Consider the following 12,797-nt stretch of genomic DNA (forward strand, 5'->3'; position numbering starts at 1 on the left):
ATAAACATAATCAGAAGGCCTGCCGTGCCCTGTTGATTACTTCTTCTTTTTCGGGGCGATGACCATGATCAGCTGGCGTCCTTCCATCTTAGGATGCTGTTCGACCGAACCGTACTCGAGCAGGTCAGCTTCAACCCGCTTGAGGAGTTCCATCCCCAGCTCCTGGTGGGCCATCTCACGGCCGCGGAATCGCAAGGATACCTTGGCCCTGTCCCCATCACTCAGGAAACGTACCAGGTTGCGCAGTTTTACCTGGTAATCCCCTTCCTCCGTCCCTGGACGAAACTTGATTTCTTTTACCTGAATCTGCTTCTGGTTCTTCTTCGCCGCGGCAACCTGCTTCTTCTTTTCGAAGATCGATTTGCCGTAATCCATCACACGGCAAACCGGTGGGATTGCGTCTGCGGAGATTTCCACCAGATCAAGCTTTGCTTCTTCAGCAATACGAAGCGCTTCATCAATCGAGACGATGCCAATCTGCTCGCCATCAGCGCCAATTAACCGAACCTCGCGTGCCGAGATATTCTCGTTGATCGGGGCTTTCGGTGCAGCTCGTTTATCTTGTCTCATTTCACGCTTAATAATAATTACTCCGAATCTGGGCGACCACGCCGGGAAACCGCTTGCGCGAGAAACTCAGCGAACTGGGCGACGGGCATCGAGCCCAGGTCAGCACCTTCACGAGTACGCACAGCGACAGTCTGCATCTCGACTTCCTTATCTCCGATAACCAAAAGATAGGGAACCTTGAGCAAAGTATGCTCGCGGATTTTAAAGCCGATCTTTTCATTTCTCAAGTCGGACTTGGCACGAAATCCGCTTTCGTTGAGAGTTTTTTCAACTTCTGCAACAAAATCTGCCTGTTTATCAGTGATATTCATGATCACCGCCTGGGTTGGCGCGAGCCACGCAGGGAAAGCACCTTCGTAGTGCTCGATCAGAATCCCGACGAAACGCTCGAAGGAACCGAGGATCGCACGGTGCAACATCACTGGGTGTTTGCGGCTGTTGTCTTCAGAGACGTATTCAGCGCCCAAACGGACAGGCAGGTTAAAATCGAGCTGCAGAGTACCACATTGCCAGACGCGGCCGAGGCAGTCTTTCAGCGAGAACTCGATCTTCGGACCGTAGAACGCACCCTCACCCGGCTGCAGATCGTACGGCAGGCCCGCAGAATCAAGGGCTGCAGCCAGTGCAGCTTCAGCGCGATCCCACAGTTCGTCGGAACCGACGCGTTTTTCCGGACGAGTGGACAGTTTCATCTCGACATCGGTAAAGCCGAAGTCACGATAAACATCCATGGTCAGCTTGATAAACGCGGCGGACTCAGCCTGCATCTGCTCTTCGGTGCAGAAGATGTGGGCGTCGTCCTGAGTGAACGCACGCACGCGCATGATGCCGTGCAATGCACCCGATGGCTCGTTACGGTGGCAGGCACCGAACTCGGCCAGACGCATCGGCAGCTCGCGGTAGCTCTTCAGGCCCTGATTGAACACCTGCACGTGGCACGGGCAATTCATCGGTTTGATCGCGTAGTCGCGGTTTTCCGATTGAGTGGTGAACATGTTGTCGGCGTAGTTGGCCCAGTGACCGGATTTCTCCCACAGGCTGCGGTCAACGACTTGCGGCGTCTTGATTTCGAGGTAGCCGTTGTCGCGCTGGATCTTGCGCATGTACTGCTCGAGCACCTGGTACAGAGTCCAGCCGTTCGGGTGCCAGAACACCATGCCAGGGGATTCTTCCTGGGTGTGGAACAGGCCCAGACGCTTGCCGATCTTGCGGTGATCGCGCTTTTCAGCTTCTTCGATGCGCTGGATGTAAGCCGCCAGCTGCTTCTTGTCTGCCCAAGCGGTGCCGTAAACCCGCTGCAATTGCTCGTTCTTGGCGTCGCCGCGCCAGTAGGCGCCAGACAGCTTGGTCAGCTTGAAGGATTTCAGGAAGCGCGTGTTCGGCACGTGCGGGCCACGGCACATGTCGACGTATTCTTCGTGATAGTACAGACCCATGGCCTGCTCGTTCGGCATGTCCTCAACCAGGCGCAACTTGTAGTCTTCGCCACGAGCCTTGAACACTTCGATCACTTCGGCGCGCGGAGTGACTTTCTTGATGACGTCGTAATCTTTTTCGATCAGCTGTTGCATGCGCTGTTCGATAGCGGCCATGTCGTCCGGAGTAAAAGGACGTTCGAAGGCGATGTCGTAATAGAAGCCTTCGTCGATGACCGGCCCGATGACCATTTTCGCAGTCGGGTACAGCTGTTTGACCGCATGGCCAACCAGGTGCGCGCAAGAGTGGCGAATGATCTCCAGCCCCTCTTCATCCTTAGGCGTGATGATTTGCAGGGTCGCGTCGCTGCTGATGATGTCGCTGGCGTCGACCAGTTGGCCATTGACCTTGCCGGCCAGCGTGGCTTTGGCCAGACCGGCACCAATGGATGCGGCGACCTCGGCTACGGAAACCGGGTGATCGAATGAACGTTGACTGCCGTCGGGAAGAGTAATAGTTGGCATGGCGCCTCCTCTCCTAGTGGTGACCCCTACCAAAGGTCACGTGGGTTGGGATGAGCCAGTACAAGATCCGATCCAGGCCATTCAATGACGAACGCCTGCCTTACAGCGGCAGGAGCCTTGCGGCCAACCGGAAAACCGAACCAGAGTGACTGGGATTCAAATCGAAAATATTCGCACGTTGACCGCGGCCGGGACTGAAGGTGATCCGGCGCCTGAGAACGCTTGAGCCCGGCATGCTAGCACAGATGAGCGGTCACTTATGCCTCTGTTTGATCAGAAGGCAAATCGTCTGTTTTTATGCCAGAGTGCTGAACTTGATAGGCCTTTCAGCCCTCAGATAACAAGACATTGACCCACAAGGAGCATCCTCGCATGCGTCTGAATACCCTGTTCGCCGTAGTCGCCCCTATCGTTATGCTGCTGCCGCTGAGCGCCCACGCCGACTGGCCGAAAGGCGAGCGTGACAAGTACATGGCGCAATGCACCCAGGCGGCGACCCCACAGATCGGCGCTGCGGCAGCCAAATCTCATTGTGCCTGTGGCGCTGACGCCATCAAGTCCTATCCTGCCGCCGACATTCAGGCGCTGATGGACAACAAGGCCACCCCTGAACTGCAGCAGAAAGCGCTGGGCCAGATCGCCAAATGCAAGGCGAATACTCCGGCGAAAAAGTAAGAAAAAAAGCGTCCTGACTCGGCCCAGCGCCCTTGAAAAGGGCTGAATTTGCGTCTTTTCAGACGTTTTATGCAGGTTTTACAGGTTTTTTTATCGTCTTTACGTTCCGCTAAAAGCCTTGTAAACCGGGGCTTTCAGCCGATAAAGGCAGTAAAGAAAACACGACTGATTGGCAAACAGCACGTCCGGGGGGCTACCAAAGCGAACATTTCGACTATGATACCCGGGTGTGCCCAGTTGGCCTGAGCAGCACAGTACTGAAAAATATATGTTTCTTGGAGATACACCATGTCTAATCGCCAAACCGGCACCGTTAAGTGGTTCAACGATGAAAAAGGCTTCGGCTTCATCACTCCTCAAGGTGGCGGTGACGACCTGTTCGTACACTTCAAAGCTATCGAATCCGACGGTTTCAAAAGCCTGAAAGAAGGCCAGACCGTCTCCTTCGTGGCTGAGAAAGGCCAAAAGGGTATGCAAGCTGCACAGGTTCGCCCAGAGTAATTTCTGCGCGCACTAAAAAAACCCCGTCCAAGTGACGGGGTTTTTTATGCCTGCAACAAAAGTGGCGCGTGATCAGCCGCAGTTGACGCGAGTGATCACCAGATTGTTGTCGGTGTTCAGGTTCAAGCGATCGGAGCGGTACTCGAGCGTGATCATGTCGTTCGGCTTGAGGAAGCGGGCATTTTGCGCCCCGGCTTTGCTGCGCGCCTGCTCCAGAAGCTCTGGCGAAGCTTTCTTGCCAATGGCGAATTCCGCCGCCGATGCTTCACAGCGGCTGTGACCGGCTTCGGTTGCCGCAGATTCCTTTGCCGACTCGCTGGAGGTCGTGCTGCAACCGGCCAGCATGGCAGCGGCCATAAGTGCACCCAGTGTCGCGAACTTCAAAGGCATGAAGCCTCCTTGTTTTCAAAATGGTTAAGCTGAGATCGTGCGACCGCCATTCAAGCGATTGGTTTCACAGCCAAGGCCATCACCATCACCCTGCCCCACGATCGGAAAAACGCCGAGTGTGCCTGAGGGGCATGCGTCACTTCATCAATCAATCGTGACTGAATATTAACGGCGCTCAATAGACGTCGATGTAGTCATACGGCGGGTTCGGCCAGTTGTCCTTCAGCGCATTGAAAATCTGCATGACCCATACCTCGTCACTGGCCGCGACATTGCCCACGTAGCCCGAGCCCTTGGCCCAGGTTTCCAGGCGAAACAGCAAGCCGTCGATATCCTGTCCACCGGTAACGCCGGAGGAAATGTAAGCGATACCGCCCTTGGTCACGCGCAGCTGCGTGTGTTCGTCATCACTGGCCGAGGCGAGCAACTGGCGCACCGCGTCGAGCGTGAGGCCGTCAGGGGTGTTCAAATCGATCTGCACAGCACAATCCTTGGAAGCCTTAAAAGACCAAGTGTCGCATAGCGCTCCGCTCATGCCTAAGTCGCAGTGCCAAATGCCCGTCAAAATGGTTAACTCAAACCCAAGATCTTCCGACTATTCGAGCGCTCTCATGACCACGATCAGCATCGACGCCGCCATTAATGCCAAATGGGCAGACGGACACAGCTCTTACAGCCCGGGAACCACCGAGGAGCTTGCGCTGATTGGTATCGATTTATTGGTCAAAGAGTTGGGCACAGAAGCGGCCAAGCAATTCATCAAGCAGATTTTCGAGCGCTACCCGACCGAACAGGTCGAACACGAACACGCAGAGAAAGGGTAAACCCGCAGGCTGGCACCTGCGGGCGAGTGGCTTACTTCAGACGTTTCAGGCGTTCGGTGAGCAAGTCAAAGAAGCCTTGCGCGTCGCCATTTTCCACCCAGAAGGCGTTTTTCGGCGCCTTCAGGCCGTCGTACCAATCGACGATGGTCTGACCGAAAGTCGGCCCTTCACGGCTATCCACCACGACATTCACCGAGCGACCGGTGAACAGTTCCGGCTTGAGCAGATACGCCACAACGGTGGCGTCATGCACCGGGCCACCCGGAATACCGTAGTGCTCCATATCGCCTTTGATGTACTCGTTGAGAATGTCGCCGACAATTTTGCTCGCGTTGTTGTTCAGCGCAGCGATCTGTTTCAGGCGCGCATCACTGGTGAGAATCTTGTGGGTCACGTCCAGCGGCAGGTAGGTCAGTTTGACGCCGCTTTTCAGGACCACTTCAGCCGCTTGCGGATCAGCGAACAGGTTGAATTCCGCCACCGGGGTGATGTTCCCACCGTTGAAGTGCGCCCCACCCATGATCACCACTTCCTTGATGCCCTGAACAATTTCAGGCTCCTGGATCAGCGCCAGCGCCAGGTTGGTCTGCGGACCGAGCATGGCGATCGTGATGCTGTGCGGCTTGGCTTTTTTCAGGGTATCGATCAGGTAATTGACCGCACTGCCTTCAGCCAGCCCCTTTTTCGGTTCGTGCACGGTGACACCCGACAGGCCTTCCTTGCCATGGATGTTCTCGGCATAGATCGGTGTGCGCATCAGCGGCTTCGGCGCGCCAGCATAAACCGGTACGTCCTCGCGCCCTGCCCACTCGCGCGCCAGTCGTGCGTTACGCGAAGTCTTGTCGAGGCGCACGTTGCCGGCCACGGTGGTCAGCGCGCGAATGTTCAGTTCGTCCGGCGAGGCCAGGGCGAACAGCAAGGCAACCACATCATCCGCACCCGGGTCGGTGTCGATGATCAGGTCGATTTTCTCCGCCGCCTGGGCGCCGGTGGCAGTTATGACGGACAAAAGCAGCAGGCTCCGGATGAATTGATGCAGTTTCTGAGCATAGCGTTGCATGGCGCATTCCTTGTGCTTGTGAAATCAAAAGTTAAAAGGTGACTCCAGCGACCAGCACGATGTTGCAGTACGGCTGGCATTCCCCTGTACGAACAATCGCCCGAGCCTGTCGGCTGAGAACCTTGAATTGCTCGTGACTGAGCAGATCACGACGGCCCAGAGCGCCCCCTTCACTCAACTGCTCCAGGGTATTCAGCGCGGTCGGTTGCTTGTCGAAGATTTCTTTGGCCAGTGCATGGCTTTCCACCTGCATCTCGCTGAGCACGACCTTCAGGGTGCTGACGAAATCCGGGATGCCGTGAGTCAGCGCCAGATCAATCAGCTCGACACCCGGCGGCACTGGCAGCCCGGCATCACCAATGACCACCATGTCGCCATGGCCCAGGGACGCGATCAGCCGCGACAATGCGACGTTGAGCAGAGGAGTCTTTTTCATGCGGGTTTAAAGGCCTGTACGTCGGATAGGGTTGGAATGGACGGCTGTGCGCCGGCGCGGGTTACCGATAACGCGGCGGCGATCTGCCCGAAACGAATCGCCTCGGCCTCGGACTTGCCATTGGCCAGCGCAGCGGCGAAACCACCCACGAACGTGTCGCCTGCGGCCGTGGTGTCGACAGCCTTCACTCTTGGCGCCGGGAAATGCTCAAAGCTTTGGCCATTGGCGAACAGCGAGCCTTGCGCACCAAGGGTAATAATGACTTTGCCCGCCCCCATGGCGATCAACTGACTGGCTGCACTTTCTGCCGTTTCCTGCGAGTCCACCGGCAACCCGCTCAACACGGTCGCTTCGCTCTCATTGGGGATCAGGTAGTCGATCGCCGCAAACCAGTCCGCCGGCAGTGGACGACTGGCCGGTGCCGGATTGAGGATGACAATTTTACCCAGCGCGCGCGCACGCTTGAGCGCATGCCCCACCGTGGCATCCGGAATTTCGAGCTGGCAGATAATCACCTCTGCGGCTTGCAGCACCGCATCAAACCGGTCGATCACTGCGGGCGTCATGGCGCCATTGGCGCCGGCGACGATGACAATGGCATTCTGACTGTTGTCATCGACCACGATCAACGCCACGCCACTGGAGTCATCGACGGTGCTCACTGCCTGGCAATCGATCTGTTCGGCTAACAAGGCGTTGCGTAGTTGCACGCCATAATCGTCGCTGCCAACACAGCCAACCATCGCCACCTGCGCGCCCAAACGCGCTGCGGCCACCGCCTGATTGGCGCCCTTGCCGCCGGAAACCGTGGCAAACGAATGACCGATCAACGTTTCGCCGCCGACCGGCAGCCGTGGCGCCCGGGTCACCAGATCCATGTTCAGGCTGCCTATTACCACTACATTTGCTGGCATACATCATTACTCGTCAATTCGGTTTCAGCGGTATTCGGTGAACACGCCGGACAACGGTGCAGTGGATTCGCGCAAGACAATACTCGGGGTCACGATCCGTTGATCAGTGCCCAGGCTCGGCGTGGCAATCCTGCGCAGCAGCACTTCGGCCGCCATCTCGCCCAGTTGCAGGATTGATTGCCCCACCGTGGTGAGTGCCGGGTAGACGTAACGACTCATCTGGATATCGTCGAAACCAATCACCGACAGCTCGCTCGGCACTCGCACATTGCGCTCCGCCGCCGCTCGCAGCACACCAATGCCGATCATGTCGTTACCGGCAAAGATTGCGCTCGGCGGATTGCGCTCGAGCAGAATCGCCGCTGCGTTGTACCCGCCAGTACTGGTGAAATCGCTTTCCAGCATGCGCTCCTGACGGACGTCAACGCCCGCCTCTTTCAGCGCTCGGCAATAACCGGCCAGACGCATTTGCGCAACACTGGTGCTGGCCGGGCCGCCGATGGTGGCGATGTCGCGGTGCCCCAACTCAAGCAAGTGCCGGGTCGCGAGGTAAGCGCCGTATTCGTGGTCGATACGCACCAGATCGGCATCGACGCCATCCAGACCTCGGTCGACGATGACCATCGGCGTTTTCACCCCGGCCAACCCCTGCGCCAGCCCGCTGTCACCGCCAGCAGAAGCAACGATCAAACCGTCGATGCGTTTCTCCAGCAACACGCGCAAATAGCTGCGCTGCTTGTCGGGATTGTCGTCGGAGTTGCAAAGGATCACGCAATAGCCGTTACGCTCGCAATAATCCTCGATGCCCCGCGCCAACTCGGCGAAGTACGGGTTGAGACTGTTGGGCACCAGCAGGCCGATGGTTGCAGTGGTCTTGGCTTTGAGCGAGCGCGCCACCGCACTCGGCACATAGTCGAGGCTCTTGATCGCAGCCTCGACTTTCAACCGCACCTCCCGACTCACCGGCCGGGTGTTGTTCACCACATGCGACACCGTCGTGTAGGAAATCCCCGCGAGGGCTGCCACGTCCTTGATCGTTGCCATGTCTTAGCCCCGGCGACTGGCGCGCTGACTGCGATAAGTGTCGAGCACCACCGCGATCACGATGACGGCGCCGGTGATGATTCGTTTGGTCGGTTCAGTCGCACCGATCTGCGCCAGACCTGCCGCCAGGACCGAAATGATCAACACGCCAAAGAATGTGCTGATCACCGAACCACGCCCGCCCATCAGGCTGGTACCGCCGATAACCACAGCTGCGATTACCTGCAACTCCAGACCGGAACCGGCATTCGGGTCAGCGGCTTCCAGACGGGAAATCTGAAACAGCGCAGCGATACCGGCCAGCAGCCCCATCAGGCTGAAGACCAGAATCTTGTAGGGTTTCGGATTGATCCCCGCGAGGCGCACCGCCTCTTCGTTGGTGCCAATGCCAATCAGGTAGCGACCGAATACGGTACGGGTCAACACGGCCTGAGCGATGATAATCACCAGCAAGGCAATGATAAACGATGGCGAGATGCCGAACGCGATCGGGTTCGACAGCCAGGCAAACGAATCACCGATGTACGCGGTGCGCGATCCCGTCATCTGATAAGCCAGACCCCGAGCCATTTCCAGCACGCCCAAGGAGACGATGAACGATGGAATCCGCCATGCCACTGTGATCGAACCGGTGACCGTACCGGCCAGTGCTGCCACTGCCATGCCGAGCAACGCCGACGGCAATACGCTCCAGCCCCAACCGAGAATGGCGACGCTGACCGTTGAAGCGGCAAGCGCCAGCACCGACCCCACCGAGAGGTCGATGCCGCCGATGATCAACACGAAGGTCATGCCGACCGCCAGCACCATCAGATCAGGGATCTGGTTGGCCAGCGTACTGAAGGTGTTATAGGACAGAAAGTGGCTGCTCAAGACCGAGAACAGCGCAATCATCGCCAGCAAGGCGCCGGCCAGGCCCAGATAAGTGCCCAGACCGTAGAAGTTGCCACTACGTTTGCCGGCAGGAGATGCAGTTTTCATGGGAGATCCCTAGGCGCCGCTTCATTGAGCAACGCATCACGTTTTTGGTAGCCGGCGAACGCGGCGGCAAGCAAGTCATCCTGGGTCCAGCTGTCGCGCTCGAAGGTGTCGATCAACCGGCCGACCGACAACACACCGATGCGGTCACAGATCAGCATCAACTCACGCAGATCACTGGACACCACCACCAGCGCTTTGCCCTGGCGCGTCAGTTCGCCGAGCAAGGCATAAATGTCGAACTTCGCGCCGACGTCGATGCCACGGGTCGGCTCGTCGAACAGCAGCACCGAACAGTCGCGCTCCAGCCAGCGGCCGATCACGACCTTCTGCTGGTTGCCACCGGACAGCTCGGAGACCAATTGTGTCGGACTCGAACTGCGGATGCGCATGGCGTCGATCTGACGCTGCGCCAAAGCGATCTCGTCGCCATTGTTGACGACACCGCCACTGGAGATTTCCGGCATGTTGCCCAGTGCGATGTTGGCGCTGATCGATTGACTCAGCAGCAGGCCTTCACCCTTGCGGTCTTCGGTAATCAATGCGATACCGTTGCGCACCGCATCGACCGGCGAGCGCACACTGACCACTTTGGCCGGGGAGCCGAGCGCGATGGTGCCGCTGTCGGCAACGTCCGCACCAAAAATCAGTCGCAGCAGTTCTGTGCGCCCTGCCCCGATCAATCCGGAAATCCCGAAGATCTCGCCGGCACGGACTTCGAATGAAACATCGCGCACTTTGTCAGAGCGATTCAAACCCGTAACAGTCAGCGCCGGGGCGCCGATATTGCGCGGGCCCATGTCGATGTGTTCGCCCAGTTCACGACCGACCATCAGCGTAACCAGTTGCTCGCTGTTGTAATTGGCCATCGGCTCGACACAGACCAGATTGCCGTCGCGCAGCACGGCAATGCGCTGTGCGACACGGGCCAGCTCTTCGAGACGGTGGGAAATGTAAATGATCGAAACGCCGCGCGCCTGCAACCGGGTGATCTGCTCGAACAGCATTTCGACTTCACGTGCGGTCAGCATCGCGGTCGGCTCATCGAGAATCAGCACATGGCAATCGCCAATGAGGTTACGGGCGATTTCAACCATCTGCTGATGCCCGATCCCCAGCTCGCCGACCAGCGTATCCGGATCAATCGCGTCGAGACCGACTTGCGCCATGGCTTCGATCGCCGCTTTGCGCAGTTGTTTGCGACTGATCCAGCCGCCGTTGCTTGGCAGGTTGTCGAGAAACAGGTTTTCCGCGACCGACAATGTCGGCAACAGATTGAGCTCTTGCATGACCATACGCACGCCGAGTTCTTCAGCCTGTGTACGACTGCCCGGACGGTAGTCCTTGCCGTGGAATTGCATCTGGCCGGTGGTCGGCGTGACCAGTCCGCCAATAATCTTCGACAGAGTACTTTTGCCGGCACCATTCTCGCCGGTCAGCGCCAGCACTTCACCGCGCATCAGCGTCAGATCGATGCCGGTGAGCACCGGTTGCGCATAGGTCTTACCGATACCGCTGACCGAGAGGACAGCGTTCGGGGCGGAAACTGACATAAAAACTCTCCATGCGCTCGCCCGGACGGACGAGCGCCGTTGTGTCGCCAGAAGACTTACTTGGTGACCAGCTCGACCGGTGTTTCGATCACGCCGTTGGCGCCGCTGTCGACTTTCTCGCCCTTGATGATTTTCAGCGCGGTTTCGATGCCGAACACTGCCTGCTTCGCAGCGAACTGGTCAGCCGTGGCCAACACGCGGCCATCCTTCAACATTGGCTTGATGGCGTTGATGTTGTCGTAACCGACCACCTGAACCTGACCGGCCTTGCCAGCGGCACGTACTGCGGAAACGGCGCCGACGGCCATGCTGTCGTTACCGGCCAGCAGTGCTTTGACGTCCGGGTATTCGCTGAGGATCGAAGCGGCAACCTTGTTGCCCTTGTCGATCTCCCAGTCGCCGGATTGCAGGGAAACGATCTTGATCTGTGCAGCGTCCATCGCATCCTTGAAGCCAGCGGTACGCTGCTGAGCGTTGGTCGTGGTGGACACGCCTTCAATGATGCCGACTTCGTCACCGGCCTTGAGCTGCTTGGCCAGGTACTCACCGACCAGACGCGCGCCTTTGCGATTGTCCGGGCCTACGAAGGGCACGCTGATGTTTTTGCTTTTGACGATGGCCGGATCGAGCTGATTGTCGATGTTGATCACGGTAATGCCGGCATCGACGGCTTTCTTGATCACCGGCACCATGGCCTTGGAATCGGAAGGCGCGATCACCAGTGCATTGACCTTGGCCAGGATCATTTGCTCGACGATGCGGGTCTGGCCAGCAGTATCGGTTTCATCCTTGATCCCGTTGGAGATCAGGTCGAAATCGGCGGAGTGTTCTTTCTGATAGGCCTTGGCGCCATCTTCCATGGTCAGGAAGAATTCGTTGGCCAGAGACTTCATGACCAGCGCAACTTTGGGTTTTTCGGCGGATTCGGCGAATGCCGAGGAGACAGGTAGTGCGGCGGCTGTAGCAGCCAGCATAGCGACAGCAAGAAGACGTCCAGCGAATGGCAGCTTCATGGGTTCACTCCGATCTTATGATTATTGTGAGCAACGCTTGCGCTGGCGTAAGCTACTTGGCTTTCTGCAGGGCCATAGTGCCCCGAGAGCGCCGCGCAAACGTTTGCGTAGACCGAACTATGCGAATCCCGCCGACATTTGTCAACAATCAGAAATCGGTATTGAATAAAGGACGAATGCGTTGCTTCGTCCCTCGATGCTCAGGCTGTGGTGTTGACCACGTTGCCGCTGGTGGAGCCCTGGGACATTTCCTTGAGCAATGCCGCCGCGACCTCCATGAGTGCGCCGCTGGTCTGCGCGATCTGACCCTGAATGGACATCACCGCCTGCGACTTGGCCTCAGGCGTCGGATAGCTCGCAGCCTGAGCCGCCGCCAGTTGCTGTTGCTGCTCCTGCAGTTGCTTCTGCAACTCCTTCATCCGCTTGAGCAGCATTTTCACGGTGACATTCAGACTGTCGCCGCTGTCCGCGCTATCGGCCTGGCTGGCTTCTTGCGCAGGGCCGCCAGTCCTGACTTGTTTGCTCGGTTCTTTTTCAACGCCCAGCGCCTCGTCGGAAGCGTCCGCTTCTGCCTGGTTCATTGCATTGATCGTCGCTGCGGTTTTACCGCCGATGGTGACTGTACCCGGGTTTGAAAAACCGATCGTCAGTGACATGTGAACTCCCTAATAAAGCGTTTCCCAGAACAACCATCGGCCTCAAGGCCGGTTTCTTTAGCAAAGAATCCCGAGCCGGCAACCGGTTTCATTCGACAAAAGCCGTAGCCCCTTTCGGTGAACCGAACGCGAAAGCCTCCAATGTTCGGAAACCCGGATAAACGCTTTGCCCCACCATTTGCAAATTCATAAAATCTTGATGTAAATCATCAAGTTAAACATTTTTCCAAAGCAAAGTAGGGC

The 12,797-nt window shown here is 57.7% G+C and carries 15 protein-coding genes; 3 read left to right on the plus strand and 12 right to left on the minus strand.

Annotated elements, in window-relative coordinates:
- Positions 1-36: 36 nt before the first annotated feature.
- Positions 37-588, minus strand: a complete 552-nt coding sequence (gene infC, locus H8F23_RS13695) for a translation initiation factor IF-3 (RefSeq protein ID WP_171057393.1) — start codon at positions 586-588, stop codon at positions 37-39.
- The gene (gene thrS / locus H8F23_RS13700; protein WP_007913488.1) at positions 588-2,510 is read right to left on the minus strand and encodes a threonine--tRNA ligase; all 1,923 of its coding nucleotides are present in this window, start codon (positions 2,508-2,510) and stop codon (positions 588-590) included. Before thrS ends, infC begins: the two co-directional genes overlap by 1 nt.
- A 372-nt stretch (positions 2,511-2,882) precedes the next feature.
- Here thrS and H8F23_RS13705 point away from each other — a divergent pair, with 372 nt between their 5' ends.
- Positions 2,883-3,185: a hypothetical protein gene (locus H8F23_RS13705; protein WP_186624924.1), complete on the plus strand. Its 303-nt coding sequence runs from the start codon at positions 2,883-2,885 to the stop codon at positions 3,183-3,185.
- 288 nt (positions 3,186-3,473) lie between these two features.
- Complete coding sequence (locus H8F23_RS13710; RefSeq protein WP_003179963.1) at positions 3,474-3,686, plus strand: cold-shock protein; 213 nt, start codon at positions 3,474-3,476, stop codon at positions 3,684-3,686.
- A gap of 72 nt (positions 3,687-3,758) precedes the next feature.
- On the opposite strand, the gene H8F23_RS13715 is transcribed toward H8F23_RS13710, so the two are convergent.
- Both H8F23_RS13715 and H8F23_RS13720 read right to left on the minus strand, forming a co-directional pair.
- Positions 3,759-4,076 (minus strand): I78 family peptidase inhibitor, encoded by a 318-nt coding sequence (locus H8F23_RS13715; RefSeq protein WP_093432154.1) that lies wholly within the window; start codon positions 4,074-4,076, stop codon positions 3,759-3,761.
- Between the two features lie 175 nt (positions 4,077-4,251).
- On the minus strand, positions 4,252-4,557 hold the full coding sequence (locus H8F23_RS13720; protein ID WP_007913485.1) for a hypothetical protein: 306 nt from the start codon (positions 4,555-4,557) through the stop codon (positions 4,252-4,254).
- A gap of 130 nt (positions 4,558-4,687) precedes the next feature.
- On the opposite strand from H8F23_RS13720, the gene H8F23_RS13725 reads away from it, so the two are divergent.
- Positions 4,688-4,900 carry a hypothetical protein gene (locus H8F23_RS13725; protein ID WP_093432151.1) on the plus strand — a complete coding sequence of 71 codons (213 nt, stop codon included), beginning with the start codon at positions 4,688-4,690 and terminating at the stop codon, positions 4,898-4,900.
- Between the two features lie 31 nt (positions 4,901-4,931).
- On the opposite strand, the gene H8F23_RS13730 is transcribed toward H8F23_RS13725, so the two are convergent.
- The 8 genes from H8F23_RS13730 to H8F23_RS13765 all read right to left on the minus strand — a co-directional run bounded on the left by H8F23_RS13730 (position 4,932) and on the right by H8F23_RS13765 (position 12,554).
- Positions 4,932-5,960 carry a nucleoside hydrolase gene (locus H8F23_RS13730; protein WP_194934725.1) on the minus strand — a complete coding sequence of 343 codons (1,029 nt, stop codon included), beginning with the start codon at positions 5,958-5,960 and terminating at the stop codon, positions 4,932-4,934.
- 31 nt (positions 5,961-5,991) lie between these two features.
- On the minus strand, positions 5,992-6,396 hold the full coding sequence (gene rbsD / locus H8F23_RS13735; RefSeq protein WP_194934726.1) for a D-ribose pyranase: 405 nt from the start codon (positions 6,394-6,396) through the stop codon (positions 5,992-5,994).
- Positions 6,393-7,310: a ribokinase gene (gene rbsK / locus H8F23_RS13740; RefSeq protein ID WP_194934727.1), complete on the minus strand. Its 918-nt coding sequence runs from the start codon at positions 7,308-7,310 to the stop codon at positions 6,393-6,395. Before rbsK ends, rbsD begins: the two co-directional genes overlap by 4 nt.
- Positions 7,311-7,334: 24 nt before the next feature.
- Complete coding sequence (locus H8F23_RS13745; RefSeq protein ID WP_186624928.1) at positions 7,335-8,354, minus strand: LacI family DNA-binding transcriptional regulator; 1,020 nt, start codon at positions 8,352-8,354, stop codon at positions 7,335-7,337.
- Positions 8,355-8,357: 3 nt separating this feature from the next.
- The gene (locus H8F23_RS13750) at positions 8,358-9,335 is read right to left on the minus strand and encodes an ABC transporter permease (protein WP_093432140.1); all 978 of its coding nucleotides are present in this window, start codon (positions 9,333-9,335) and stop codon (positions 8,358-8,360) included.
- On the minus strand, positions 9,332-10,885 hold the full coding sequence (locus tag H8F23_RS13755; RefSeq protein ID WP_194934728.1) for a sugar ABC transporter ATP-binding protein: 1,554 nt from the start codon (positions 10,883-10,885) through the stop codon (positions 9,332-9,334). The genes H8F23_RS13750 and H8F23_RS13755 overlap by 4 nt, the downstream gene beginning before the upstream one ends.
- A 56-nt stretch (positions 10,886-10,941) precedes the next feature.
- A complete protein-coding gene (locus H8F23_RS13760; RefSeq protein WP_016984936.1) occupies positions 10,942-11,898 on the minus strand; it encodes a sugar ABC transporter substrate-binding protein in 957 nt (318 codons plus the stop codon).
- Between the two features lie 200 nt (positions 11,899-12,098).
- Positions 12,099-12,554 (minus strand): hypothetical protein, encoded by a 456-nt coding sequence (locus tag H8F23_RS13765; protein WP_095047639.1) that lies wholly within the window; start codon positions 12,552-12,554, stop codon positions 12,099-12,101.
- Positions 12,555-12,797: the final 243 nt, after the last annotated feature.

The sequence above is a fragment of the Pseudomonas neuropathica genome (assembly GCF_015461835.1).
Lineage (GTDB): Bacteria > Pseudomonadota > Gammaproteobacteria > Pseudomonadales > Pseudomonadaceae > Aquipseudomonas > Aquipseudomonas neuropathica.

What these genes read in the sequence shown, in the direction of transcription:
- thrS (WP_007913488.1), bottom strand. Translation starts at nt 2,510, where the DNA reads ATGCCAACTATTACTCTTCCCGACGGCAGTCAACGTTCATTCGATCAC.
- H8F23_RS13705 (WP_186624924.1), top strand. Translation starts at nt 2,883, where the DNA reads ATGCGTCTGAATACCCTGTTCGCCGTAGTCGCCCCTATCGTTATGCTG.
- H8F23_RS13710 (WP_003179963.1), top strand. Translation starts at nt 3,474, where the DNA reads ATGTCTAATCGCCAAACCGGCACCGTTAAGTGGTTCAACGATGAAAAA.
- H8F23_RS13715 (WP_093432154.1), bottom strand. Translation starts at nt 4,076, where the DNA reads ATGCCTTTGAAGTTCGCGACACTGGGTGCACTTATGGCCGCTGCCATG.
- H8F23_RS13725 (WP_093432151.1), top strand. Translation starts at nt 4,688, where the DNA reads ATGACCACGATCAGCATCGACGCCGCCATTAATGCCAAATGGGCAGAC.
- H8F23_RS13730 (WP_194934725.1), bottom strand. Translation starts at nt 5,960, where the DNA reads ATGCAACGCTATGCTCAGAAACTGCATCAATTCATCCGGAGCCTGCTG.
- rbsD (WP_194934726.1), bottom strand. Translation starts at nt 6,396, where the DNA reads ATGAAAAAGACTCCTCTGCTCAACGTCGCATTGTCGCGGCTGATCGCG.
- rbsK (WP_194934727.1), bottom strand. Translation starts at nt 7,310, where the DNA reads ATGCCAGCAAATGTAGTGGTAATAGGCAGCCTGAACATGGATCTGGTG.
- H8F23_RS13745 (WP_186624928.1), bottom strand. Translation starts at nt 8,354, where the DNA reads ATGGCAACGATCAAGGACGTGGCAGCCCTCGCGGGGATTTCCTACACG.
- H8F23_RS13750 (WP_093432140.1), bottom strand. Translation starts at nt 9,335, where the DNA reads ATGAAAACTGCATCTCCTGCCGGCAAACGTAGTGGCAACTTCTACGGT.
- H8F23_RS13755 (WP_194934728.1), bottom strand. Translation starts at nt 10,885, where the DNA reads ATGTCAGTTTCCGCCCCGAACGCTGTCCTCTCGGTCAGCGGTATCGGT.
- H8F23_RS13760 (WP_016984936.1), bottom strand. Translation starts at nt 11,898, where the DNA reads ATGAAGCTGCCATTCGCTGGACGTCTTCTTGCTGTCGCTATGCTGGCT.
- H8F23_RS13765 (WP_095047639.1), bottom strand. Translation starts at nt 12,554, where the DNA reads ATGTCACTGACGATCGGTTTTTCAAACCCGGGTACAGTCACCATCGGC.